Source organism: Microbispora sp. NPDC049125, assembly GCF_040802045.1.
Lineage (GTDB): Bacteria > Actinomycetota > Actinomycetes > Streptosporangiales > Streptosporangiaceae > Microbispora.
In genome coordinates this window covers 30,315-52,497 of the sequence record NZ_JBEZDW010000039.1, presented here as the reverse complement: position 1 = coordinate 52,497, position 22,183 = coordinate 30,315, and the positions used below count along the sequence as shown (strand labels likewise).

At 70.4% G+C, this 22,183-nt stretch carries 21 protein-coding genes; 15 read left to right on the top strand and 6 right to left on the bottom strand.

From position 1 onward, the window contains the following. Positions 1–127: 127 nt before the first annotated feature. Positions 128–1,000, bottom strand: coding sequence for an SDR family oxidoreductase (locus AB0B72_RS32945; protein ID WP_367743221.1), 873 nt, complete (start codon positions 998–1,000; stop codon positions 128–130). A 118-nt stretch (positions 1,001–1,118) separates the two neighbouring features. Here AB0B72_RS32945 and AB0B72_RS32940 point away from each other — a divergent pair, with 118 nt between their 5' ends. Beyond that, positions 1,119–1,520, top strand: coding sequence for a winged helix-turn-helix transcriptional regulator (locus AB0B72_RS32940; protein WP_367743220.1), 402 nt, complete (start codon positions 1,119–1,121; stop codon positions 1,518–1,520). Between the two features lie 543 nt (positions 1,521–2,063). Further along, positions 2,064–4,043, top strand: a complete 1,980-nt coding sequence (locus AB0B72_RS32935; RefSeq protein WP_367743219.1) for an alpha-L-fucosidase — start codon at positions 2,064–2,066, stop codon at positions 4,041–4,043. 103 nt (positions 4,044–4,146) lie between these two features. Here AB0B72_RS32935 and AB0B72_RS32930 read toward each other — a convergent pair whose 3' ends face one another. After that, positions 4,147–4,740, bottom strand: coding sequence for a TetR/AcrR family transcriptional regulator (locus tag AB0B72_RS32930; protein ID WP_367743218.1), 594 nt, complete (start codon positions 4,738–4,740; stop codon positions 4,147–4,149). Positions 4,741–4,824: 84 nt separating this feature from the next. On the opposite strand from AB0B72_RS32930, the gene AB0B72_RS32925 reads away from it, so the two are divergent. From AB0B72_RS32925 to AB0B72_RS32910, 4 genes are all read left to right on the top strand, one after another. Beyond that, positions 4,825–5,874: an aldo/keto reductase gene (locus AB0B72_RS32925; protein WP_367743217.1), complete on the top strand. Its 1,050-nt coding sequence runs from the start codon at positions 4,825–4,827 to the stop codon at positions 5,872–5,874. A gap of 4 nt (positions 5,875–5,878) precedes the next feature. Then, a complete protein-coding gene (locus AB0B72_RS32920; protein ID WP_367743216.1) occupies positions 5,879–6,751 on the top strand; it encodes an NAD-dependent epimerase/dehydratase family protein in 873 nt (290 codons plus the stop codon). A gap of 306 nt (positions 6,752–7,057) precedes the next feature. Further along, complete coding sequence (locus AB0B72_RS32915; protein WP_367743215.1) at positions 7,058–7,456, top strand: hypothetical protein; 399 nt, start codon at positions 7,058–7,060, stop codon at positions 7,454–7,456. Positions 7,457–7,774: 318 nt separating this feature from the next. Next, the gene (locus tag AB0B72_RS32910) at positions 7,775–8,551 is read left to right on the top strand and encodes a trypsin-like serine protease (protein ID WP_367743214.1); all 777 of its coding nucleotides are present in this window, start codon (positions 7,775–7,777) and stop codon (positions 8,549–8,551) included. 3 nt (positions 8,552–8,554) lie between these two features. On the opposite strand, the gene AB0B72_RS32905 is transcribed toward AB0B72_RS32910, so the two are convergent. Then, positions 8,555–9,028 (bottom strand): MarR family winged helix-turn-helix transcriptional regulator, encoded by a 474-nt coding sequence (locus AB0B72_RS32905; RefSeq protein ID WP_367743212.1) that lies wholly within the window; start codon positions 9,026–9,028, stop codon positions 8,555–8,557. 136 nt (positions 9,029–9,164) lie between these two features. On the opposite strand from AB0B72_RS32905, the gene AB0B72_RS32900 reads away from it, so the two are divergent. Further along, entirely contained in the window at positions 9,165–9,935 is a 771-nt protein-coding gene (locus AB0B72_RS32900; protein WP_367743211.1) for a pirin family protein, read from the top strand. A gap of 265 nt (positions 9,936–10,200) precedes the next feature. Beyond that, a complete protein-coding gene (locus AB0B72_RS32895; protein WP_367743210.1) occupies positions 10,201–10,926 on the top strand; it encodes a GNAT family N-acetyltransferase in 726 nt (241 codons plus the stop codon). A 25-nt stretch (positions 10,927–10,951) separates the two neighbouring features. Here the strand turns inward: AB0B72_RS32895 and AB0B72_RS32890 are convergent, their stop codons facing one another. After that, positions 10,952–12,067, bottom strand: coding sequence for an alpha/beta hydrolase (locus AB0B72_RS32890; RefSeq protein WP_367743209.1), 1,116 nt, complete (start codon positions 12,065–12,067; stop codon positions 10,952–10,954). A gap of 339 nt (positions 12,068–12,406) precedes the next feature. Between AB0B72_RS32890 and AB0B72_RS32885 the strand changes: the two genes are divergently transcribed. The 5 genes from AB0B72_RS32885 to AB0B72_RS32865 all read left to right on the top strand — a co-directional run bounded on the left by AB0B72_RS32885 (position 12,407) and on the right by AB0B72_RS32865 (position 18,866). Then, complete coding sequence (locus AB0B72_RS32885; RefSeq protein ID WP_367743208.1) at positions 12,407–12,610, top strand: hypothetical protein; 204 nt, start codon at positions 12,407–12,409, stop codon at positions 12,608–12,610. A gap of 177 nt (positions 12,611–12,787) precedes the next feature. After that, positions 12,788–14,392, top strand: coding sequence for an ABC-F family ATP-binding cassette domain-containing protein (locus AB0B72_RS32880; protein ID WP_367743207.1), 1,605 nt, complete (start codon positions 12,788–12,790; stop codon positions 14,390–14,392). A 127-nt stretch (positions 14,393–14,519) separates the two neighbouring features. Continuing rightward, a complete protein-coding gene (locus AB0B72_RS32875) occupies positions 14,520–15,296 on the top strand; it encodes a hypothetical protein (RefSeq protein WP_367743206.1) in 777 nt (258 codons plus the stop codon). A 73-nt stretch (positions 15,297–15,369) separates the two neighbouring features. Continuing rightward, positions 15,370–16,473, top strand: a complete 1,104-nt coding sequence (locus AB0B72_RS32870; protein ID WP_367743205.1) for a trans-acting enoyl reductase family protein — start codon at positions 15,370–15,372, stop codon at positions 16,471–16,473. Between the two features lie 167 nt (positions 16,474–16,640). Then, positions 16,641–18,866, top strand: coding sequence for a sigma factor (locus AB0B72_RS32865; protein ID WP_367743204.1), 2,226 nt, complete (start codon positions 16,641–16,643; stop codon positions 18,864–18,866). A 56-nt stretch (positions 18,867–18,922) separates the two neighbouring features. Here AB0B72_RS32865 and AB0B72_RS32860 read toward each other — a convergent pair whose 3' ends face one another. Then, on the bottom strand, positions 18,923–19,372 hold the full coding sequence (locus AB0B72_RS32860; protein ID WP_367743203.1) for an iron chaperone: 450 nt from the start codon (positions 19,370–19,372) through the stop codon (positions 18,923–18,925). Positions 19,373–19,527: 155 nt separating this feature from the next. Here AB0B72_RS32860 and AB0B72_RS32855 point away from each other — a divergent pair, with 155 nt between their 5' ends. After that, positions 19,528–20,136, top strand: a complete 609-nt coding sequence (locus tag AB0B72_RS32855; RefSeq protein WP_367743202.1) for a TetR/AcrR family transcriptional regulator — start codon at positions 19,528–19,530, stop codon at positions 20,134–20,136. Between the two features lie 181 nt (positions 20,137–20,317). Further along, on the top strand, positions 20,318–21,580 hold the full coding sequence (locus AB0B72_RS32850; protein ID WP_367743201.1) for an NlpC/P60 family protein: 1,263 nt from the start codon (positions 20,318–20,320) through the stop codon (positions 21,578–21,580). Between the two features lie 3 nt (positions 21,581–21,583). Here AB0B72_RS32850 and AB0B72_RS32845 read toward each other — a convergent pair whose 3' ends face one another. Beyond that, complete coding sequence (locus AB0B72_RS32845; RefSeq protein WP_367743200.1) at positions 21,584–22,114, bottom strand: inorganic diphosphatase; 531 nt, start codon at positions 22,112–22,114, stop codon at positions 21,584–21,586. Between the last annotated feature and the right edge of the window lie 69 nt (positions 22,115–22,183).

Sequence of the window (22,183 nt, the reverse complement as noted above, 5' to 3'; positions counted from 1 at the left end):
AGGGAGATGTCCGTGATGTTCCTAGCCCGATATTGGGCACACAGGGGGTCCGAATCCCGATGTGGGCTGCTCGTCCCGTGATGGGCGTCTCCGTTCGCCTTTGTGTGAGCGTTGAGGGCCGGACGCCTCAGGATGACGCGGACGTCAGCGCCTCGGCGATCGAGTCCGCGATGGGGGTCGTCGGGCGGCCGATGAGTCGCGACAGGTCGCCCGGTGTCGCGGACAGCGCTCCCCGGCCGATGGCCTCGTCCACGTCCACGAGGATCTCGGCGAAGGCGGCGGGGACGCCCGCGCCGGTGAGGATCGCCTTGCGTTCGGCGGCGGTGACGGAGGTGTGGACGACGGTCCTTCCGGTCTGCCGCGTGACCTCCTCGGCGAACTCCTCGAACGACCACGCCGAGTCGCCGCCCAGCTCGTACGCCGTGTTCAGATGCCCGTCCTCACGCATGACCACGGCGGCGGCCGCGGCGTAGTCCCTGCGCGGAGCGGTGGCGATGCGGCTTCCCGGGGCGACGTTGGTGACGACGGCGCCACGCTCGACGATGCCGGCCAGGTCGCCGAGGTACATCTCCGAGTACCAGTTGTCGCGCAGGAAGGTGTAGGGCAGGCCGGAGTCGAGGATCAGCTGCTCGGTCGCGCGGTGCTCGTCGCCCAGCAGGAAGTCCGCCTTGGGGCCGCCGAAGATGCCGACGTACGCGAGCTGGGCCACGCCCGCCGCCTTCGCCGCGTCGATGACCGCGGAGTGCTGCGCCGTGCGCCGGCCGATGTCGGTGCCGGAGACGAGCAGCACGCGGTCGCCGGCCCGGAACGCCCCGGCGAACGTGTCCGGCTGGTCGTAGTCGGCGATGTGCACCTGAACGCCCCGCGCCGCCAGGTCGGCGGCCTTCTCCTTGTCGCGCGCGACGGCCGTGATCTCGCCCGCCGGCACCCCGGCGGCCAGCAGCTCCGCGATGACGATACGGCCGAGCTGTCCGGTGGCCCCGGTGATGATGATGCTCATAGGTGTCCCTATCCCGTTGACGTGATGACGTGTGTCAGGAGCGCGGGTCGCGCCGGAGCTCACCGTACGAGCGGTACATCCCTTCCCGTAAGTACCTACTTTTGAGTAAGGTACTGGCGTGGACGTAAGGGTGAGCCCGGAAGCCGGGATGCGGGAGCTGTGGCCGGACGTCAGCCGTGCGGGGTGCCCGTCACGGGTGGTGCTGGAACATGTGACCAGCCGCTGGGGCGTGCTGGTCCTGATCGCGTTGCTGGGGCGCTCGTACCGTTTCAGCGAGCTGCGCCGCAAGGTCGGCGGCGTGAGCGAGAAGATGCTCGCGCAGACTCTCCAGGCACTCGAACGCGACGGCTTCGTCCACCGCGACGCCAAGCCCGTCATCCCCCCGCGCGTCGACTACTCGCTGACGCCCATGGGCCACGAGGTCGCGGGGCGCGTATGGGAGCTGACCCGGTGGGTCGAAAGCAGCCTCGACGAGGTCTTCGAGGCGCGGGACGCCTACGACGCGGCGCGGGAGTCCTGAGCCTGAGCCGCCGTCCGCTCCCGCGACCCGCGGATGCGCCGAACACAGTTGATCGGATGACTTAACCGGTTGATACGTGTATTTCAGGCATAGACCGGGCGGACGGGTAGCGATGCCTCGGTACGGCGAGAGGCCGTACGCGGTTGATCTTCGCCTGCCGCGCTGGGTGCGCCGGGCGGAAGTGTCCAGAATGAAACTTTCATCACGACCTCATCCCGGTAGGTGTGACCGCCGCAGGGGAGAGGCGTGGGGCTCTGACAGGGGCGGGGAGGCGATGAGGCCGACCTTGACGGGGCCTGCCGGGTCGTATTTGCTTTCGCCGCATCGCCAATTCGATGACTTCACCCGATGAGACCTCCCTTCCGGCCGACGAGGAATGTTATCGATAACAATGATCGGATCAGTGGGGACCGCGGACCATCCGGTCCTCGACGATCCGTGGACATGTGCGCACGACATCCACTCAGCGCACGGCCGGCGAGGCCGGCCGCGCCGGCGGTGCAGTGACCTAGAAGGATTCCCCCCAGTCTCGAAAGGTTCTCCATGTCGGCATCCTCGTACCAGTTCAGCCGCCGTACACTGCTCGCCGGGGCCGGAGGCGTCGCGGCCGCCGGCCTGCTGGGAGTCCGCACCGCCTGGGCGACCGAAGGCCCGCAGAGCTACAGCGCGAGCTGGACGTCGGTCGATCAGCACCCGCCGGCCGCCGAGTGGTTCCAGGATGCCAAGTTCGGCATCTACTACCACTGGGGAGTGTTCAGCGTCCCCGCGTACGCCAACGAGTGGTACCCCCGCAACATGTACAACAACGGCTCGAACGAGAACAATCACCACAAGAGCGTCTACGGTGATCCCTCGGTGTGGCCGTATCACAACTTCATCAACGGCGCGCGGGACAAGGCCGGCAACTGGGTGCAGTTCGCGCCCAAGCTGAAGTCCGCCGGCGGCAACTTCGACCCCAACGAGTGGGCGCAGCTCTTCGTCGACGCGGGCGCCAAGTTCGCCGGCCCGGTGGCCGAGCACCACGACGGCTACTCGATGTGGAACAGCTCGGCGAACGAGTGGAACTCCGTCGCCACGGGCCCCAGGCTCGACCTGCTGCGGCTGCACGCCGACGCCATCCGGGCCAAGGGCCTGAAGCTGCTGGCCTCCCTGCACCACGCGTACAACTTCACCGGCTTCTACGAATGGGTGCCGGCGCAGTCGACCGCCACGCTCAGGAAGCTGTACGGCCAGCTCGGCGCCGCCGCGCACCAGCAACTGTGGTACGACAAGCTCCGCGAGGTGATCGACGGCTACCAGCCCGACATCATCTGGCAGGACTTCAACCTGTCCCAGCTGCCCGAATCGCGGCGGCTGGACTTCCTGTCGTACTACTACAACCGCGCGGTCGCCTGGAACAAGGACGTCGTCGCCACCTACAAGGACGGCTTCAACACCAGGGGCGAGGTCGTCGACTACGAGCGCGGCGGGCCGGCCGGCATCCAGACCCCCTACTGGCTGACCGACGACAGCATCTCCAGTTCGAGCTGGTGCTACACCGTCGGCATCGGCTACTACTCGCTCAACGCCATGTTGCACTCGCTGATCGACCGGGTCAGCAAGAACGGCACCATGCTGCTGAACATCGCCCCCATGGCCGACGGCACCATCCCCTCCGGGCAGCGGACGGTGCTGCTGGGCATCGGCGACTACCTCAAGCGCTTCGGCGAGTCCATCTACTCCACCCGGGCCTGGTCGGTCTTCGGTGAGGGCCCCACGCAGATGGGCGGCGGCTCCTTCACCACGCCGCGGGCAGGCACCAACACCGACATCCGGTTCACCCGCAACAAGGCCGGCACGGTGCTGTACGCGACCGTGATGGGCTGGCCGGGCAGCACGCTGAACATCACGACCCTGGGCTCAGGCCGGATCAATCTGGGCACGCTGGCCTCGGTGCAGCTGCTGGGCTCCTCCGCGGGGCAGTACATCGACCTGCCCACCCGCACGCAGGACGGTTCCGCTCTGCACATCACGATGCCCTCGTCCAACGCCCCGTTCAGCGCCCCGGCGTACGTGGTCAAGCTGACCTTCAACGGGCAGATCCCCACCCTGGGCGGGAGCACCGTCCCGACGGGCTGGGCGCGGATACTCAACGCCGCCACCGGCCTCGCCCTGGACAGCGGCGGGAACGTCGCCTCGGCGTCGCCGCTCAAGCAGTGGAACTACGACGGCAGCACCAACCTGCAGTGGCAGCTGGTGAGCCTGGGCAGCGGCTGGTACCGCATCGTCAACCGCACCAACGGCATGGTCGCCGACAGCTGGGGCAACACCGCCAACGGGGCCAACTGCCTGCAGACGACCTGGAACGGCGGCAACAACCAGCAGTGGCGGCTCAACAGCATGGGCAACGGCCGCTACCAGATCATCAACCGCGGCACCGGCACCGCGCTGGACGGCGCCGGCCTCACCACGGTCGGCTCCGCCGTGCAGATGTGGGCTCCGAACGCCAGCACCAACAACCAGTGGACCATCGCCAACGCCTGACCGGCTCCGCCGTCCGGCCCGCCATGGACGGCGGGCCGGGCGGTCATGACGGCGGGCCGCGAGCCAGGGGTGACCGGCGCCCCGGCCGGCGGAAAGAGGCCTGTCACCGCTCCCGGTGAGGGCGGAAGCCGTCGAAGAGCAGTGCCAGCGCGCTCGATTGCAGGCCGGCGGACCACTGGTTGCGTTCGGCGGCCATGCAGACGGCGCTCAGCAGGGCGAGGACCTCGGGCATGTCGAGGTCGTCGCGTACGGTGCCGGACCGCTGGGCGCGGGTGAGCAGGGCTCTGATGGCGTCGCGCATCTCGCGGCGGATGCCGGACAGGCCGGTCTTGTGGTCGACGCCCGCGTCGGCCAGCCCGTCCGCCAGGGCCTTCTTCTGCTTGGCGTTGTCCACGATGCGGGTGAGAAACAGGAAGAAGGCCGCCCCCGGGTCGTCCGAGGCGCCCAGCGCGTCCGCCTCGGCGATGAGCCTGCGCATGCGTTCGATGATGATGGCCTGGTAGAGCGCCTCCTGTGTGGGGAAGTGCCGGTAGATCGTGCCGAGGCCCACCCCCGCCTGCTGGGCGATCGCGCGCATCGAGGCCGACAGGCCGTCGCGGGCCAGGACCACCTCGGCCGCTTCCAGCACGCGGACCTGATTGCGCCGGGCGTCGGCACGCAACGGCTTGGCGTCGCCGCTCATCGTCGTCCCTTCCATCGGGCATTGACATACGGAACACCTGTTCCGTATGTTCACCGGAACGCTTGTTCCGATTATATCTGGAATGGAAGGACATTCTCGATGGACTACCGGACGCTGGGCCGCTCGGGCCTGCGGGTCTCCGCGGCCTGCCTGGGGACGATGAACTTCGGCACCGGAGGCGGCGTGGGCAGTTGTGACGAGCCCGAGGCCAGGCGCGTCGTCGACGCCTTCCTCGACCTCGGGCACAACTTCGTCGACACCGCCGACGTCTACACCGGCGGTCAGTCGGAAGAGATCCTGGGCCGCGCCATCAGCGGCAAAAGGGCCTCGGTCGTGCTCGCCACCAAGGCGTTCCTTCCCGCAGGCCCCGGCCCGAACGACCGCGGGCTGTCGCGCGCCCACCTGACGAGGGCGCTTGAGGCCAGCCTGCGCAGGCTCGGCACCGACTACATCGATCTCTACCAGTGCCACCAGTGGGACCCGCACACTCCTGTCGAGGAGACCCTCGCCACGCTTGACGGATTCGTGCGCGCGGGCAAGGTCCGCTACATCGGCTGCTCCAACTTCACGGCCAGTCAGATCGTGGAATCCCGCTGGGCCGCCGAGCGTCTCGGTGTTACCCCCTTCATCAGCCTCCAGCCGCAGTACTCGCTGGTGGCCAGGGCCGTCGAGGCGGAGATCCTGCCCGCCTGCCGGCGGCACGGCCTGGGGACGATGGTCTGGTCGCCACTGGCCGGTGGGGTGCTCACCGGACGATACGCCCAGGTCGCCGCCCCGGACGCCGACAGCAGGATGGGCCGGCTGCTGGCCTCGCCCGCGCCGATGGCCCGCGCCTGGGCCGGCGGGCTGCTCAACGAGCGCGCGCTGCGCATCGCCGGCGAGGTCGGCAAGGTCGCGACCGACCTCGGCACGACCCCCACCGCCGTCGCCATCGCCTGGGTGCGTCAGCGGCCGGGGGTCACCTCCGTCATCATCGGCCCGCGCAACCTGGACCAGCTGCACGGCAACCTGGCCGGATTCGCCCTCGACCTTCCGCCGCAGGCGACGGGCCCTCTCGACGACGTCTCCTGGTCTCCCGCCGTCACCCCGGTCACCGGTATGACAGCGCAGCCCTCCTTGTCCGCGAGCTCGCCGGAGCCGCGAAGATAGGGGAATGTCCGAAATCATCTGTGTCACCGGAGCCGCCGGCATGGTGGGCGGCGCGGTCGTCGGCGAGCTGCTCGACCATGGCCACCGTGTCGTCGCCACCGACGTCGTCCCGCACCCGGCGACGCTGCCCGCCCAGTGGTCGCGGCCCGACTTCCAGTACACGCGGGCCGACCTCACCGACTACGGCGATGTGGTCGAGGTGCTGACCGGAGCCGACGCGGTCGTCCACATCGCCAACATCCCCGCTCCGACGCTGGTCCCGCCCGCCCGTACGCTGGCCGCCAACACGACGATGAACGGCAACGTGTTCCTGGCCGCCGCGACTCTGGGGCTGCGACGGGTGGTCTACGCGTCCAGTGAGACGACGCTCGGCCTGGAGTTCGACGTCCCACCCCGCTACGTGCCGCTGGACGAGGACCACTACCCTCACCCCACCACGACGTACGCGTTGTCGAAGGTGCTCACCGAGACCATGGCGGAGCACATCTCGGGCTGGAGCGGCATCCCGTTCGTCGGGCTGCGCCTGTCCAACGTCATCACGCCCGCCGGCTACGAGCGCTTCCCCTCGTTCTGGGACGACCCGTCACTGCGCAAGTTCAACCTCTGGAGCTACGTGGACGTGCGCGACTGCGCGCTGGCCGCCCGGCTCGCGCTGGACGCCGACGTCACCGGTCATGACAGCGTCATCATCGCGGCGGCCGACACGGTCATGACGACCCCCTCGGCCCGGCTCATGGCCGAGGTCTTCCCCGACGTGAAGATCACAAAGGAGCTCGGCGAGTTCGAGGCCCTGATGAGCGTCGACAGGGCCAGGGCCGTGCTCGGCTTCGAGCCCCGGCACACCTGGCGCGACCACGTCGCGGCCCCGCCCGCCTGACCGGTGGCCCTTCCGGCCGCACCCGTCTCAGGACGCCGGGGGGCCGGCTTGCCCGCCCGATGCTGATGACCTTGTCGGCGGACGACCTCGCCGGTTCCGTCTGCCGGGCTCCTGAGGGGAGTAGGGCGGCGGTAGATCGAGAACCCCGCCCTCCGACCCGTTCCGGATATATGCCTTCATGCACTGGAATGGAGTCCAGGTCGCGAACCCAATAGTCGGTCAACTCGTCTAGACGCGCCGCGATTTCGCTGCCGAAGATGGATTCGAATCGTATTCGCCTTGCGAATGCGGAGAGAGGAGCCGCTTATGTACGGCAAGCGACTGACACTGCCGCTCGGCGCAGCCCTCCTGGCAGCCCTGACCTTCGGGCCAGGTCAGGCATCTCAAGCATCCGCAGCCTCCGGCACCCACACGGCGGCGGTCAGCACCGCGACGACGAACATCGCCCAGCCGCCTCCGGGCCCCGACCGCGGGCGTGACCGTGACCGGTACGGCCGGGAGCACGACCGCTACGGCCGGGGCCACGACCGCTACGGGCGGGAGCACGACCGCTACGGCAGGGAACACGACCGCTACGGCCGGGAGGAGCGCGGACGCGACCGCTACGACAGGGAACGTCACCAGCGTCACGAGAGGATGGGCCGGCATCACCGTCACGAGAGGATGAGCCGGCATCACCGGGAGTTCCGGAGGATGATCGGCTGACATAGCCGGCGAACGCCCGGGGAACGCTGCTCCCAGGGCGGCCGAAAAGAGCCACGCATAATGGCTGGAGCCATTGTGCGTGGCTTTTCTGTCCGCCGGGAATTCGGCCGGGAAATGCTCATGGAGACTGCCGGCGCTATTGCGCGCCCGGCGTATGGGCGGCGATTTCCAGACGTCCCGAAATGTCTCGACGCGCCCCGTCCTGCAACGCCGAGCCGCAGGGCCGCACCTCGCCGCGACCTCGTCCGCCGACAATGATGGAGTAGATCTTTCCGGCGGAAGTGGGTGCCCGGCCCCAAGGGCGATTACAGTTCGTGGATGCGTTTTGTCCCCTTTGTCGTGATTTTGACAGCACTCGTCGCGGCTGTCGCCTCTCCCGCGTGGGCCATCACCAACGGCTCCCTGGACGGAGTGGACCACCCGGAGGTGGGGGCCCTCATCGCCGACAAGCCGCTGGGCGACGGCACCTGGTCGTACTGCACCGGCACCCTCATCTCGCCGACCGTCTTCCTGACCGCGGCCCATTGCGGGGAGCGGGGGCAGAAGACCGCGCGGGTGTCGTTCTCCAGCCACTACGGGCCGGGGGACGCCGTCTACACGGGACGCTACGTGCCCGACGAGCGATACGACGACAAGGCGGATCCGTACGACATGGCTGTGGTCGTCTTCGACGCGGCCGTGCCCGGAATCAAGCCCGCCACCTTGCCCGCCGAGGGCATGCTCGACAGGCTCAAGGCCGACGGCAGCCTGGAGACGGCGCGGTTCACCCCCGTCGGGTACGGCGCGCAGGCCCCGACGAAGAGCAGGCACGGATGGAAGTTCACCTACACCGACACCCGTAACCAGGCCTCCATCTCCTTCGAGTCCCTGTCGCGTGGATGGCTCAAGCTGTCGGTCAACCCCTTCAAGGGCGACGGCGGGACCTGCTACGGAGACTCCGGCGGCCCCAACTTCCTCGGCGGGCCCGCCTCCGACGTGCTCGTGGCCACCACGATCAGCGGCGACGACGACGCCTGCAAGGCGACCAACTACGACTACCGCCTGGACACCCCCGCCGCGCGGCACTTCCTCGGCAGGTTCGTCACGCTTCCCTGAGCGTCACGCGGGCGGCTCTTCACCGGGGTCGAGCCGGTCGAGCACCCGCGCCGACAGCCGTTCCAGCGTCGCGACCTGCTCGGCGTCGAGGCCGTCGAAGAACAGCCGCCGTACGGTTTCCACGTGGCCGGGCGCGGCGGCGACGATGGCGTCGCGGCCGGCGTCCGTGAGCACGACGAAGGCCCCGCGGCCGTCGTCGGCGCACTCCTCGCGCACGACCAGGCCTCGGCGCTGCATCCGGGTCAGATGGTGCGACAGGCGGCTCTGCTCCCACTGCAGGTCCCGCTGGAGCTCGAAGGGCCGCAGGCGCCCGTCCGGGGTGTCGGTGAGCTGCACCAGCACGTCGTAGTCCGCGAGGGACAGGCCCGAGTCGGCCTGCAGCTGACGGTTGAGCCGGGCCGTGAGCCGCGCCTGCATCCGCAGATACGACCGCCATGCGCGCTGCTCGTCGTCGTCGAGCCATCGAGGGCCGGTCATGCCCCGAGTCTACCCAGGTGAATGACGCATCATCTAATTCGGGAATGAATGACATGTCATGTAGGTTGGGCGAGTCGTACACGGGCGCCACCGAACTCCGGATCCGCGCCCCGGTCGTTTCCGGAAGGGGCATCTCATGACCACGCGCCAGCTCTCTCCCAGCGTGGACGTCCGCCGCGCCGACGAGCGCTTCAAGACCGACATCGGCTGGCTCGACTCCAAGCACTCCTTCTCGTTCGGGGGCCACTACGACGCCGCCAACACCCACCACGGGTTGCTGCTGGTGAACAACGACGACATCGTCAACGCGGGCACCGGGTTCGAGACCCATCCCCACAGGGACATGGAGATCGTCACGTGGGTGCTGCGGGGCTCCCTGGTCCACCAGGACTCCGAGGGGCACAACGGGGTCATCTACCCCGGTCTCGCCCAGCGGATGAGCGCCGGGACCGGCATCCTGCACTCGGAGAAGAACGACTCCTGGCGGCTCCAGGGCGGCGCCGCCCACAAGGACCCGGTGCACTTCGTGCAGATGTGGGTGGTTCCCGACGAGGCCGGCATCGACCCCGGCTACGAGCAGCTGGAGATCGAGGGCGAGCTGCTGTCGGGCGGCCTGGTCCCGGTCGCGTCCGGTATGGCCAAGCACGAGGGCGCCGCGGCCATCCACATCAAAAACCGCTACGCCGCGCTGTACGCCGCCCGGCTCCAGCCGGGCCAGAGCGTGGAGCTGCCCGAGGCGCCGTTCCTGCACCTGTTCGTCCCCCGTGGGGCGGTCACCCTCGAAGGCGCCGGCACGCTGAGCGCCGGTGACGCCGTGCGCTTCACCGCGACCGGCGGGCAGAAGGTCACCGCGACCGAGGCCGCCGAGATCCTCGTGTGGGAGATGCACGCCACCATCGCCGCCTGACGACGCGCGAAAAATCTGGCAGGTGGGGAACAACGAGACGGGGTGTGTGGTTACATCTCACGTGGCCGGTGTGCAGGTGTCCCCGGGCCTCACCTAATTTAGCCTTCGTGGACTACCGTTCGGCTGGAGCCACGTTGTGCCTTTCGCCGAGAGGCGACCCGGCACCGGCCTGCGTGAAAGACCCCGTCAGGAGCACGCTCCTGACGGGGTCTTTCATTGGAAAACGGTTTGCCCCTCGCGCCACGGCCGGGCCACCCTTCCAGGGATGAACGAGGAACGACAGGTCAGAGCCGGCCCGGACGGCGTCCCGGCGATCACCTTCATCGAGGACGTCCGCGACGGCCTCCCATGGGCCGACCTGGTCGAGGTGATCGGCCCCGCACCCGCCGACGTGATCTTCTCCGAGCTGCGGGGCTGGGCGGTCTCCGCACCCCCGGCGCTGGGGGAGGAGCTGGTCCGCCGGGGCGCCCGCCTCGTCCGGCACGCCCACGAGATGGCCTGCGACCTGCGCGCCGTCCCCATCGCGGCGGGCGAGCCCCCGGAGGGGTTCAGGTTCGTGCCCTGCGACCGGCCCGCCGAGCAGGTGTTCCCGGCGTGGCGGGCCGCCTACCCGCCCGGCCATCCCGACCACCATCCCCGCGACGAGGCGAAGGCCCTCCACGAGGAGCTGGCCCCGCTGCTCGGCGGAAGGATCATCGGGCGGCTGCTTCCGTGCAGTGTGCTCGCCGTGGACCGCGGCGACGAGGTGGTGGCGGGCGTGCTGATCACCGACAGGGACGGCACGCCCTGGGTGCCCGAGGTCTTCCGCCACCCGGCCCGCTCACCGCGCGGTCTCGGCGGGCTCCTGCTCGCCGGCGCGCAGGCGCGAGCGGTGGCGGACGGGCTGACCACGCTGGGCCTGGCCGTCACCGAGGGGAACCCGGCCAGGCGCCTCTACGAGCGGCTCGGCTTCACGGTCGTACGCACCGCGATGACCGTGATCGTGCCGTGAGCCGCCCGACGCGGCGGGACGCGGCCTACAGCGACGACACGAAGGTCTTGAGCGCGCTCTCGTAACGGGCCTGGTCGACGTTCCAGGATCCGGTGTGCCCGCCGCCGTCGGTGCGCACCAGGGTGACCAGATCGGGCCTGGCCTTGGCGAACTCCAGCGCCGGGCCCACCGGCACGGTCGCGTCCGACGAGTCGACGAAGATCAGGGCGGGGGTCTTGAAATCGCGCGCGTGCCGTACCTGGTCGAGGTCGTCGAAGGACAGGCCGGTGCGCCGCTCGATCACCCATTCGCCCACCGTGACCAGGAAGTGCGGCACGCCCATCTGCTCCGCGCCGAGGGCGATGGGCGCTCTCCAGTCCATTACGGGGCTGTCCAGGATCATGCCCTTGACCGGGGCGTCCGGCACCTTCCGCACGGTCATGGGGACGATCCCGCCGCCCATCGACCAGCCGTAGAGGACCACGCCGGTGGCGCCGTTCGCCTTGGCGTAGGTGATGGCCGCCGCGACGTCCTCCCACTCGGTGGCGCCGAGGTGGAACTTCCCGTCAGGGCTCGCGGGCGCGCCCTCGTCGTTGCGGTAGGTGATGCCGAGCACCGGCATCCCCAGCTTGTGGAAGACGGGCAGCACGCGCAGCGCCTCGGCCGGGTTCGCGTTCCGTCCGTGTACGGCGATCACCCACGTCGGCGAGGTGCCCTCGGTCCGCCACGCCGGGAGGTCGCCGAGCGATGAGGGGATCTTCACGTCCGTGTACGGCACCCCCGCGGCCGACGGGTTCCCGTGCCCCCACAGCCACCGGTCCAGATAGGCGTGCAGGCCGGGGCGCAGGTCGCCCCGCACCACCTTCGTGACCTTCCTGGTCACGGTGCCGGCCCCGGTGGCGACCGCCGGGCCGAGGAGCGCGTTCCCGTCCTCCCAGGTCAGGCCGTACGTGCCGGGGGCGGCGGTGTCCGAGCCGCCCTTGAGTGTGACCTGGTCCCCGTTCACGGCCGTGACGGTGAGGGGGTAGTCAGAGGCATGGACCGGGTCGATGACGAGCCCGGAGTAGTACCACCCCGCGCCGCCCACCGCGATCAGTCCGAGGGACGCGATGACCGCGACCGACCACACGAGACGGCGCCGCCAGGGGGAGTTCTCACGCATGGCCCAGAATCTAATACTGGTAAATCACCTTTTAGCAGCTTGAGAACCACCTCGTCGGTGAGGATCCGCAGGTTGTGCGCCCGGCCCGCTCCCGGACGGGCGAGTGCCGCAACGGGGAATCAACGACTCATCGCGCTGACTCGCTCGCTCCAGCCGAGGAGCGCAGCCGCGGTCGCGGAACGATCAGGACCTGTGAATCGGTCCCTCAGCCTGTACCATCTGCTTGCGTGACGTCCGGGCAGAGTCCGGCGCCCGCGCTACCCCGCGACAGAAGGAACCTGGGGTCTGCGTGCGCACCGCTGTCCGACTCACCCTGAGGATGGAGAGGGGGTGAGCCGTATGACCGGAACCCTCCTGAACGCCGGTGACGAGGTCACTGTCGTCGTCAAGTCCGCCAAGCCGTTCGGGCTCTTCGTCGAGTCTGATTCCGGTGTGCAAGGGCTCGTTCGCGGTGGCGGTGCCGCGGTCGGCGCGACGGTCCGTGTGCGCGTGATCGAGTTCGACGCGGCGGAGTCGCGATTCAGCGCGATGCTCGTCGACTGACGAGTCGGCCCGGTCGGCTTCACGGGCCGGCCGGGCCGCCTTCGCTGACCGAACGCACGGGGGCCACTGCGGTCCCCGCTCCGCGCGGGACATCACGTTTATCCAGTGGCCAGATCTTCGTTCCCGTCCCTACGCTGGCCGAATGTCCATCGCCGTCGACTTTGCTATGTGGGTTCCATGATAAACGTGAGCCATCTGACCTATGTCCTGCCTGATGGCAGGCCGCTTCTGAACGACGTCTCGTTCCGGATCGGCGAGGGGGTCAAGGCCGCGCTCGTCGGGCCCAACGGGGCGGGCAAGACGACGTTGATGCGCCTGGTCGCGGGTGATCTCCAGCCGGTGGAGGGCTCGGTCGCCCACTCCGGCGGCCTGGGAGTCATGCGGCAGTTCATCGGCAGCATCCGCGACCGCCGTACGGTCCACGACCTGCTGCTGAGCGTCGCGCCCCCCGGCGTCAGGCAGGCGGCGGCCCGGCTGAACGACGCCGAGATGGCGATGATGGAGCGCGACGACGAGAAGGCCCAGATGCGGTACGCGCAGGCCATCACCGACTACACCGACGCCGGCGGCTACGACATCGAGGTGCTCTGGGACACCTGTACGACGGCCGCCCTGGGAGCGCCGTACGACAACGTGAAGTATCGCGAGGTCAACACGCTGTCCGGGGGTGAGCAGAAGCGGCTCGTGCTTGAGGCGCTGCTGCGCGGCCCGGACCAGACGCTCCTGCTGGACGAGCCCGACAACTACCTCGACGTGCCCGGGAAGATCTGGCTGGAACAGGCGCTGCGGGAGACGCAGAAGACCGTGCTGCTGGTCTCCCACGACAGGCAGCTGCTGGCGAACGCGGCCGACCGGATCGTCACCGTCGAGTCCGGGAACATCTGGATCCACGGCGGCGGCTTCGCCACCTACACGCAGGCGCGCAAGGAGCGCAACGAACGCCTCGACGAGCTGCGCCGCCGGTGGGACGAAGAACACGCCAAGATCAAGCGGCTGGTCGTCATGCTCAAGCAGAAGGCGGCCTACAACGACGGGATGGCCGCGCCCTACCACGCGGCCGTGACGCGGCTGCGCAAGTTCGAGGAGGCCGGGCCGCCGGAGCTCGCGCCGAAGGACCAGCTCATCAGCATGCGCCTGCGCGGCGGCCGCACCGGCAAGCGGGCCGTGATCTGCGAGGGCCTGGAGCTGACCGGCCTGATGAAGCCGTTCGACCTGGAGATCTGGTACGGCGAGCGGGTCGCCGTGCTCGGCTCGAACGGGTCGGGCAAGTCGCACTTCCTGCGGCTGGTCGCGGGGGATGACGTACGGCACACCGGGACGGCCAGGCTGGGGGCGCGGGTGGTGCCGGGGCACTTCGCCCAGACCCACGCCCATCCCGAGCTGTTCAAGCGGACGCCCTGCGAGATCGTCATGAGCGAGCACGCCCGGCTCAAGAACGAGGCGATGAAGGCCCTGGCCCGCTACGAGCTGGCCGGGAACACCGCCGAGCAGCGATTCGAGACGCTGTCGGGAGGCCAGCAGGCGCGGCTGCAGATCCTGCTGCTGGAGTTGTCGGGCGCGACGCTGCTGCTGCTCGACGAGCCGACCGACAACCTCGACCTGGCCAGCGCCGAGGCGCTGCAGCAGGGCCTGGACGCCTTCGACGGCACCGTTCTCGCGGTGACCCACGACCGCTGGTTCGCCGCGGACTTCGACCGCTATCTCGTCTTCGGGGCGGACGGCCGCGTCTACGAGGCGCCCGAGCCGGTCTGGGACGAGGGCCGCGTGGCCCGTCAGCGATGAATCCGAATTGAGGCGAAAAAGCCTTTCGGTGACGATGGGAGAGTAAAAATAGCGCACGAGGCGCGCGTGTCATAGCTCAGCCGTCCCATTCAGCGGTTATGACGGCTAAGTGACGCGACGTTGCCAAATGACGATCGCCCTCGCCCTCGCCGTATCGGTGATGGCGGCGTGCGCGAGCGAAGACAAGGAGCCGGGCCTCCGGCCACTCGCCCTCAAGGAGCAGGCATCCGGGGTCGTGCGCTCCGGCGCCGACTATGTGGTGACCTGGGCGGGCGTGCTCACCAACCCGAACCGGTGGCATTTCGGCGAGAACGCGGTCGCCGTGATCAGCGCCGTGGACGCCGCCGGCAAGGAGGTGGTCCACATGGAGCAGCCGCTCGACGCGGTGCCCCCCGGGCGGCCGCTGGCCTTCAGCGGCCAGGCCGTCACGGGGGCCAAGCCGGTCAAGGTGAAGATCGAGCACCGGCCGGCGTCCTGGCGGGAGGCGTCGCGGATCCCGTCGGCCTTCCTGCGTTTCCCGGTGTCCGACGTGCTCACCGAGCGGCTGCCGAACGGCTCCTACCTGGTCACCGGCTACGTCCTCGACCCGTTCCGCAAGGCGGTGGGCAACCTCGCGGTGACCGCCCTGCTCAGGGACGCCGGTGGGAAGCTGCTCGGCGGCGCCACCTCCTACGTCGAGGACGTGCGGGCGAACGTCAGGCGCCGCTTCGTCATCACGGTGGACGGCGTGAACGGGGGCAAGGTCGCCAGGACCGACATCGAGGCCGGGACGTGGGGGACGACGGCCAAGCCGTACGAGGACCTGGTGAAGGGCGGGGCCGCTCCCATGCACACCGTCCTGCCGACGACCGAGCCGTTCATGAAGGACCGCGGCTATCAACCGGCCACCGACCGCCGGCAGTGAGCGGCCGGGCGGCGGCGCCCAAGCCGCCGCCCCGCTGCCGATCTTGACCTCCGAGGCAGGTTACCGTAACGGGATGACGACTCCCAGGATCGTGCTCTTCGGGGCCACCGGGTTCACCGGACGGCTCACGGCCGAGGCGCTCGTCACAGGCGGAGCCCGGCCGCTGCTCGCCGGCCGCGACCCGGAGAAGCTGGCCGGCCTCGCCGAGTCGCTGGGCGGCGGCCTGCCGACCGCGGTCGCCGACGTGAGCCGTCCCGAGTCGGTACGCAGGATCGTCGCGCCGGGCGACGTGCTGGTCTCCACCGTCGGGCCGTTCCTGCGATGGGGGGAGGCCGCCGTCACCGCCGCCACCGAGGCCGGGGCCGTCTACCTGGACAGCACGGGTGAGCCCACGTTCATCAAGCGGATCTTCCAGCGGTACGGCCCGGCGGCGGCGGCCCGCGGGAGCGCCCTGATCACGGCTTTCGGGTACGACTACGTGCCCGGCAACCTGGCCGCCTCCCTCGCCCTGCGCAAGGCCGGCCCCGAGGCGGCGCGCGTCGACATCGGATACTTCGTGCGGGGCGACATGGCCCGCCGCTCGAGCGCCGGGACTCGCGCGTCCGCGCTCGGCATGGTGCTGGAGCCGATGTACGGCTTCCGTGAGGGGCGCATCACCCGGGAGCACGGCCGGACCCGCCCCTTCGCCGTGGACGGCCGCCGGAGGCAGGGCCTGTCGATGGGGGCGTCGGAGCACTTCACACTGCCGCCGGTCCATCAGGGCCTGCGCGAGGTCAACGTGTACCTCGGCTGGCTGGGCGGGCTGACCAGGGCGGCGGGGGTGGTGGCTCGGGCGACGCCGGTGCTCGCCGCGCTCCCCGGCGTCAGGCGGGCGACCGAGGCGCTGGCCGACCGGGTGCTCCGGTCGGGCACCCGCACCCCACCTCCCGGCTCGGGCATCTCCTCGCAGACCATCGCCGAGGCGTACGACGGGGGAGGCCGCCTGCTGGCCTCCGTACGGCTGGACGGGGGCGACCCGTACGACTTCACCGCGCGAGTCCTGGCGTGGGCGGCGACGACCGCGCTGGCGGACGGCGTGCGTGGCGCGGGGGCGCTCGGGCCGGTCGACGCGTTCGGCCTCGACGGCCTGCTCCAGGGGTGTGCCACCGCGGGCCTCGCGCCCCGCGACGCCCGCTGAATATGGCGAAATAACCTTCATAGGCGTTTGTTTACGATAAGCCGGTATTCGTGGATCTATCTCCTGGATATGTGCTGAGGTCGTACCCGTAAATGTTCTCGATGTAGTTACGTGACTTCGCGGGAAACGGTAGAGCAGGTAGTTACCAAGCATTTACCCTCAGTTACATGGACAACGGCGTTCTGGTCGAGGCGTTGCGGGCCCGCGATCCCGGGGCGCTGGCGGCGCTCTACGACACCCACGCGGAGAGCGTCTACCGGTACTGCCGGGCGATGCTGGCGAACCCCGACAGCGCCCAGGTGGCGCTGCGCGACACGCTGATCGCCGCCGAGGCCCTCGTCGGATCTCTCGCCGAGCCCGGTCGCTTCCGGCCGTGGCTGTACGCCCTGGCCCGTGGGGAGTGCCTGCGCCGCCGGCTGCCCGGCGAGCCGCCGCGTGCCGACGGGACGCCCGCGCCGCCCGCCACGGCGCCCATCCCCGATCTCTCCACGGCCGACCCCGCCACCCCCGCCGACAGCACCGACGCCGAGCTGCGGGCGGTGGCGCAGAGCACCGTGGCGGGGCTCGCCCCGGATGACCGGGAGGTCCTGGAGCTCACGGCGCGGCACCACATGTCGGCGGCCGACGTCGCCGGGGTGCTGGGGACGGGGCAGCGCTACGCCGAAGGCCTGGTCGAAGCCGCCACCGACCGTCTGCGGGGCGCACTCACGGTCGAGATCCTCGCCAGGCGGAGCGCGCACGGCTGCGAGCGGGTGGCGCGGATGCTCGAAGGGCACTCCGATGACATCCCGCAGGACGTGCGGGCCGAGCTGATCAAGCACGCGGCGCGATGCGAGACCTGCTCCCCGCACCGGGTGAGGCAGGTCTCCCCGGCCAAGGTCTTCGGCCTGCTGCCGCCGGTGGTGCTGCCGGACACGCTGCGGGTCCGCGTGCTCAGCAGCTTCATCGACCCGGAGCTCGTCCCCTACCGCCGGTTCGTCGCCAGGCGGGTCGGGCCGCTCGACGCCTCGGGATTCCCGAGAGCGCGGGTCCGCCGCGAGGGCCGCCTCGCCCAGGCCGTGGCCGGCGCGGTGGCGACGGTGGCCGCCGTCGCCGCGATCGCGCTCGCGTTCGCCCAGTTCTCCGGTGACGTGCGTGAACAGGCCGATGGAGCCTCACGCGGGCTGCCGCTCTCCATCAGGCCTCCCGCCGGCACGGTGAGCGCTCCGTCGGTGTCGACCCCGGCCGGCCTCGACTCGATCAACGGCCGCTCTCCGCTGCCGCCAGCCTCCCGCGTCCCGGCCTCCCCCGATCTGGTCGAGCCGGTCGTGCCCGCTCTGCCGGACCGGCCGGCCCCGGTGCCGAACCCCCCACCACGTCCCCAACCGTCGCGATCGGTCACTCAGCCGCCCCCGGCGACGGTGCCTCCGTCCTCCGGCGGCCCCAGCGCCGAGCCGTCGGCCACGCCGACCTCCGGGGCGACGGGCGAGCCGTCGGGAGGGCCGTCGGGAGAGCCGACCTCGCTGCCGAGCGGAGACCCGGAGCCGTCGCCGAGCCGGCCCCCGGGCGGGCCGCCCCCCGCGCACTGGCCGGGACATCACTCCCGGCCGCCGCGTCAGGGGCTGCCCCCCGGGCACGAGCACCAGCACCGGCCGCGCAGGTGGCCGGAGCCCGGCGCTTCCGGCGCCCCGCAGCCCCCCACGCAGCAACCCCCCACACACCAGCCCTCCGCCCCGCCGTCCGCAGGTCATGGTGGCGGGCACGCGGGCGGGTGGGGAGGCCATGTCAGGGAACGGCGAGGGGGTGCGGGACGCCAGGGGCACGGCTCCGAGGGGCGACGCGAGCGCGGGTGGGGAGGCCACACCGCCGAAGGCGAGCGGCAGCGGTCCGGCCGCCGAGCCGCCGGCCGGGAGCACGGGTCCGATCGTGAGCCGGGAGGCCGCACGGCCGAGGGCGACCGCCGGGAGCCGGGAGGCCGCACCGGGGAGGGTGGCAACCGACGGTCGGGAGGCCGTACGCGGGAGGGCGGGTCCGAAGGCCGTGCTCCGGAAGGCCGAAACGAGCGGGGGTTCGAGCGGCGCCACACCCGGTCGGCCGTCGGCGCCTCCAGCGGCTTCCCCGGCCGCGCCGGCCGCAGGTCCGAGGGCGGATCGCAGCCTGGCCGCAGGTCCGAGGGCGCGTCGGGGTCCGGTCGTGAATCTGGCGGCGGGTCGCAGCCCGGCCGTGTATCTGGCGGCGGGTCGCGGCCCGGCCGGTGGTCCGAGGGCGCGCCGGGGTCCGGTCGCGACCGCGATTCGAGGTCCGGTCGTGAGCCCGATGGCGGGTCGCAGTCCCATCGCCCCGATGGACTACCGGCTGCCCGGCCTCCGGGCCGCGTGGCGGGGGCCCGGCGAGGCGTTCGCCTACCTGGTTGAACAGGTACGCGGACACAGCAGTCGACCGGCACACGGCCCGGCGGGAGGCGCGGGCCTCAGCTCACCGCCTGCTTCACGAGCGCATCGATCCGCGCCTCCACCTCGGGGGTCACCTCGGTCAGGGCGAACCCGGCCGCCCACATCGTGCCCTCGTCCAGACGCGCCTGGTCGCTGAACCCGAGCGTCGCGTACCGCGCCTTGAACTTCTCCGCGCTCTGGAAGAAGCAGACGATCTTTCCGTCAAGCGCGTAGGCGGGCATCCCGTACCAGAGCTTCGGCGCCAGGACCGGGGCGCCGGCCATGATGACGGCATGGACGCGCTCGGCCATGATCCGGTCCGAGTCCCGCATCTCGGCGATCTTGGTGAGTACGTCCCGCTCCGCCTCCGCCGCCTTCTCCGCCGCCTTGCCCGGGCGCGCGCTGCGGCGCGCCGCCGTCTTCATCTCCTGCGCGTGGTCCTTCATCGCGGCCCGCTCCTCGGCCGTGAACCCCTCGTATGTGCTCATGGCGGTTCTCCCCTTGTGGATCTGATGTGGCGCACTTGTGGGCGCGTCAACGGCGACACCCCCTCCATCGGCACGCATCGTGCCGATGGAAGCCCAATAGTGCACGCGGCCTCGGCGGCTGTCAACGGCACGCTGCGTGCCGATAGGCTGGTGTCATGACCGACACGCCGGCCACGCCACGGCGCCGAGGCGCCGCGCGTACGGAAGAGCTGCTGCGAGTGACCCTCGATCTGGCCGCGGAGGCCGGTTACGCGGGCCTGAGCGTCGAGGCGGTGGCCAGGCGGGCCGGGGTCGGGAAGCACACGATCTACCGGCGCTGGCCGTCCATGGCGGCGCTCCTGCTCGACGCGCTCAGCTTCGTGTGGGTCAGCGACCTGGACTATCGCGACGCCGGCGGCGTCCGCGCGGATCTGCGCGAACAGTTCCTGCGCTCGAGCCGCGCCCTGTCCAGCCCGCCGATCGGCCCCGTCTACCGCGCGGTGATCGCCGAGGCGCAGGCCGATTCCACGCTGCGGGCGACCCTGCACGAACGATTCCTGGTCACCGTCGAGCGAAGCACCCTCGACCGGATCACCCGCGCCCAGCGCGCCGGTGAACTGGTCGCGGAGACGAATCTGGAGTTCGCCGCCGAGGTGCTGTGCGGCACTCTGTACTACCGCCACCTCCTGTCGACCCGCCCCGTCGACGAGAGCGCGGTCGACGGGCTGCTGGACATGTTCATGGCCGCGTACGGCACGTCCCGGCCCGGAGACGTACCTGACTGAACCCGGCCGCACAGGGCCATCCCCGGGCAATCTCCGGCTAGAGATCTCCCCGTTTGGAGTCCCTTTTGTTCAGGGCGTACTGGGACGATCCACCACATAGGCCGATTACTGTGCGTGTCTTCAATGTGTACGGAGAGTAGCCATTGGGAACTGAGGGGAGGGGATCAGGGAAGGGGATGGAATGCCACTCCTCAGAGCATCCGGGCTGGTCGCCGGGCTCGGTTCGGGTCTGGTGCTCACGCTCGGGGGACCGGCGTGCGCTGACCCGAAACCGTCGGTAGGGGACGTTTCGAGCGCGCGGCAGGAGGCCCAGGATCGGGCGCAGGAGCTGGACAGGGCCGAGGCGCGGCTCGCCGACGCGCAGGCCCGCCAGGACGAGCTGGCCGCCGACGCCGAGCGGCTGGTCGAGGCGTACAACGGGGAGCTCGTCCGGCTGGAGACGGCGCGGGCGGACTACGAGCGTGCGGCGCAGCGGGCCCGTGAAGCCGCCGAGCAGTACGACACGGTGCGCGACGAGCTGGCGGAGCAGGCGGCCGCCCAGTACGGCGGAGTGAGGCTGAACTCCGACGCCGCGGCCGTGCTGGGCGGGTGGGGCGACGTCGGAAGCTTTCTGCGGAGGGCGGGTGTGCTTGCCCAGATGGGGGAGGAGCAGGCCGCGACCCTGCGACGGCTCCGCGACACCCAGAAGGTGTACGAGATCCTGCGGGACCAGGCGGCCCAGGCCTACAACGCGCAGGTCCAGACGGCCGAGCAGGTACGGCTCGCGCGGGACGCGGCCCGGGGGGCCGTCGACCGGCAGCTGAGCCAGACGCGGGAGATCGAGCGGCAGAGGGCCGAGATCTCGGCGAGGCTTGACGCGGCCCGGTCCCTCGTGGACCAGCTCCAGGCCCGGGACCAGACGCGAGAACAGTCCCGGGACGGAGCCCGAGAACAGAACCGGGCGCACGCCAGGGAGCAGGCGCGAAAACGGGCCAGGCAGCAGGCGCGGAGACAGAGCCGCCAGCGGATCGGGATCCGCCGCGCAGGAGCCGCCCGCACGAGCATGGCCATCCCCTCCTGGGCGGGCCGCCTGGCCACGGGCCCCGGCGGGCAGGCGGCCCAGTGGGCACTCAAACAGCTCGGCAAACCGTACGTGTGGGCGGCGGCCGGCCCGTCCGGATTCGACTGCTCGGGGCTGACGATGCGCGCCTGGCAGCGAGCGGGGATCGCGCTGGATCACTGGACCGGCACTCAGTGGAGCTCCGGCCGGCACGTCTCCGTCAAGGAGTTGCACAGCGGTGATCTGGTGTTCTACGGACGCCTGAGCCGTAACCCCGGCACCATCCACCACGTCGGCATCTACATCGGCCGCGGCCTGATGGTCCACGCCCCCCAGACGGGGGACGTGGTGCGCATCTCGACGATCTGGCGCCGCGACCTCATCGGCGCCACCCGGCCCGGGTAGGGCTCAGTGCTCCTCTTCCCCAGTCTCCTGGGCATGCTCGATCGACGCTTCCTCGTCGTCCCGGGCCCGCTTGATCGAGTTGAGGATCTCGGCTTCGGCCTCCGTACGGCCCACCCAGTTGGCGCCCTCGACCGACTTGCCGGGCTCCAGGTCCTTGTAGACCTCGAAGAAGTGCTGGATCTCCAGCCGGTCGAACTCGCCGACGTGGTGGATGTCGCGGATGTGCTCCATCCTGGGGTCGGTGGCGGGGACGCACAGCACCTTGTCGTCGCCGCCCTTCTCGTCCGTCATCCGGAACATGCCGACGGCGCGGCACTTGATCAGGCAGCCGGGGAAGGTCGGCTCCTGGAGCAGCACGAGGGCGTCGAGCGGGTCACCGTCCTCACCGAGGGTGTTCTCGATGAACCCGTAGTCGGCGGGGTACTGGGTCGAGGTGAACAGCAGCCGGTCCAGCCGGATGCGACCGGTCTTGTGGTCCACCTCGTACTTGTTCCGTTGTCCCTTGGGAATCTCAACGACAACGTCGAACTCCACTCGTTCCTCCGCTCGAGCCCCCGGGTGTCCCGGGCTGGCGTTAATGTCTCGTAAGCGTGTTCCGGCCGG

Bases quoted from the DNA above. Each gene is read 5' to 3' on its own strand.
- AB0B72_RS32945 (WP_367743221.1), bottom strand. From the start codon at position 1,000: ATGAGCATCATCATCACCGGGGCCACCGGACAGCTCGGCCGTATCGTC.
- AB0B72_RS32935 (WP_367743219.1), top strand. From the start codon at position 2,064: ATGTCGGCATCCTCGTACCAGTTCAGCCGCCGTACACTGCTCGCCGGG.
- AB0B72_RS32930 (WP_367743218.1), bottom strand. From the start codon at position 4,740: ATGGAAGGGACGACGATGAGCGGCGACGCCAAGCCGTTGCGTGCCGAC.
- AB0B72_RS32925 (WP_367743217.1), top strand. From the start codon at position 4,825: ATGGACTACCGGACGCTGGGCCGCTCGGGCCTGCGGGTCTCCGCGGCC.
- AB0B72_RS32920 (WP_367743216.1), top strand. From the start codon at position 5,879: ATGTCCGAAATCATCTGTGTCACCGGAGCCGCCGGCATGGTGGGCGGC.
- AB0B72_RS32915 (WP_367743215.1), top strand. From the start codon at position 7,058: ATGTACGGCAAGCGACTGACACTGCCGCTCGGCGCAGCCCTCCTGGCA.
- AB0B72_RS32910 (WP_367743214.1), top strand. From the start codon at position 7,775: ATGCGTTTTGTCCCCTTTGTCGTGATTTTGACAGCACTCGTCGCGGCT.
- AB0B72_RS32905 (WP_367743212.1), bottom strand. From the start codon at position 9,028: ATGACCGGCCCTCGATGGCTCGACGACGACGAGCAGCGCGCATGGCGG.
- AB0B72_RS32900 (WP_367743211.1), top strand. From the start codon at position 9,165: ATGACCACGCGCCAGCTCTCTCCCAGCGTGGACGTCCGCCGCGCCGAC.
- AB0B72_RS32895 (WP_367743210.1), top strand. From the start codon at position 10,201: ATGAACGAGGAACGACAGGTCAGAGCCGGCCCGGACGGCGTCCCGGCG.
- AB0B72_RS32890 (WP_367743209.1), bottom strand. From the start codon at position 12,067: ATGCGTGAGAACTCCCCCTGGCGGCGCCGTCTCGTGTGGTCGGTCGCG.
- AB0B72_RS32885 (WP_367743208.1), top strand. From the start codon at position 12,407: ATGACCGGAACCCTCCTGAACGCCGGTGACGAGGTCACTGTCGTCGTC.
- AB0B72_RS32880 (WP_367743207.1), top strand. From the start codon at position 12,788: ATGATAAACGTGAGCCATCTGACCTATGTCCTGCCTGATGGCAGGCCG.
- AB0B72_RS32875 (WP_367743206.1), top strand. From the start codon at position 14,520: ATGACGATCGCCCTCGCCCTCGCCGTATCGGTGATGGCGGCGTGCGCG.
- AB0B72_RS32870 (WP_367743205.1), top strand. From the start codon at position 15,370: ATGACGACTCCCAGGATCGTGCTCTTCGGGGCCACCGGGTTCACCGGA.
- AB0B72_RS32865 (WP_367743204.1), top strand. From the start codon at position 16,641: ATGGACAACGGCGTTCTGGTCGAGGCGTTGCGGGCCCGCGATCCCGGG.
- AB0B72_RS32860 (WP_367743203.1), bottom strand. From the start codon at position 19,372: ATGAGCACATACGAGGGGTTCACGGCCGAGGAGCGGGCCGCGATGAAG.
- AB0B72_RS32855 (WP_367743202.1), top strand. From the start codon at position 19,528: ATGACCGACACGCCGGCCACGCCACGGCGCCGAGGCGCCGCGCGTACG.
- AB0B72_RS32850 (WP_367743201.1), top strand. From the start codon at position 20,318: ATGCCACTCCTCAGAGCATCCGGGCTGGTCGCCGGGCTCGGTTCGGGT.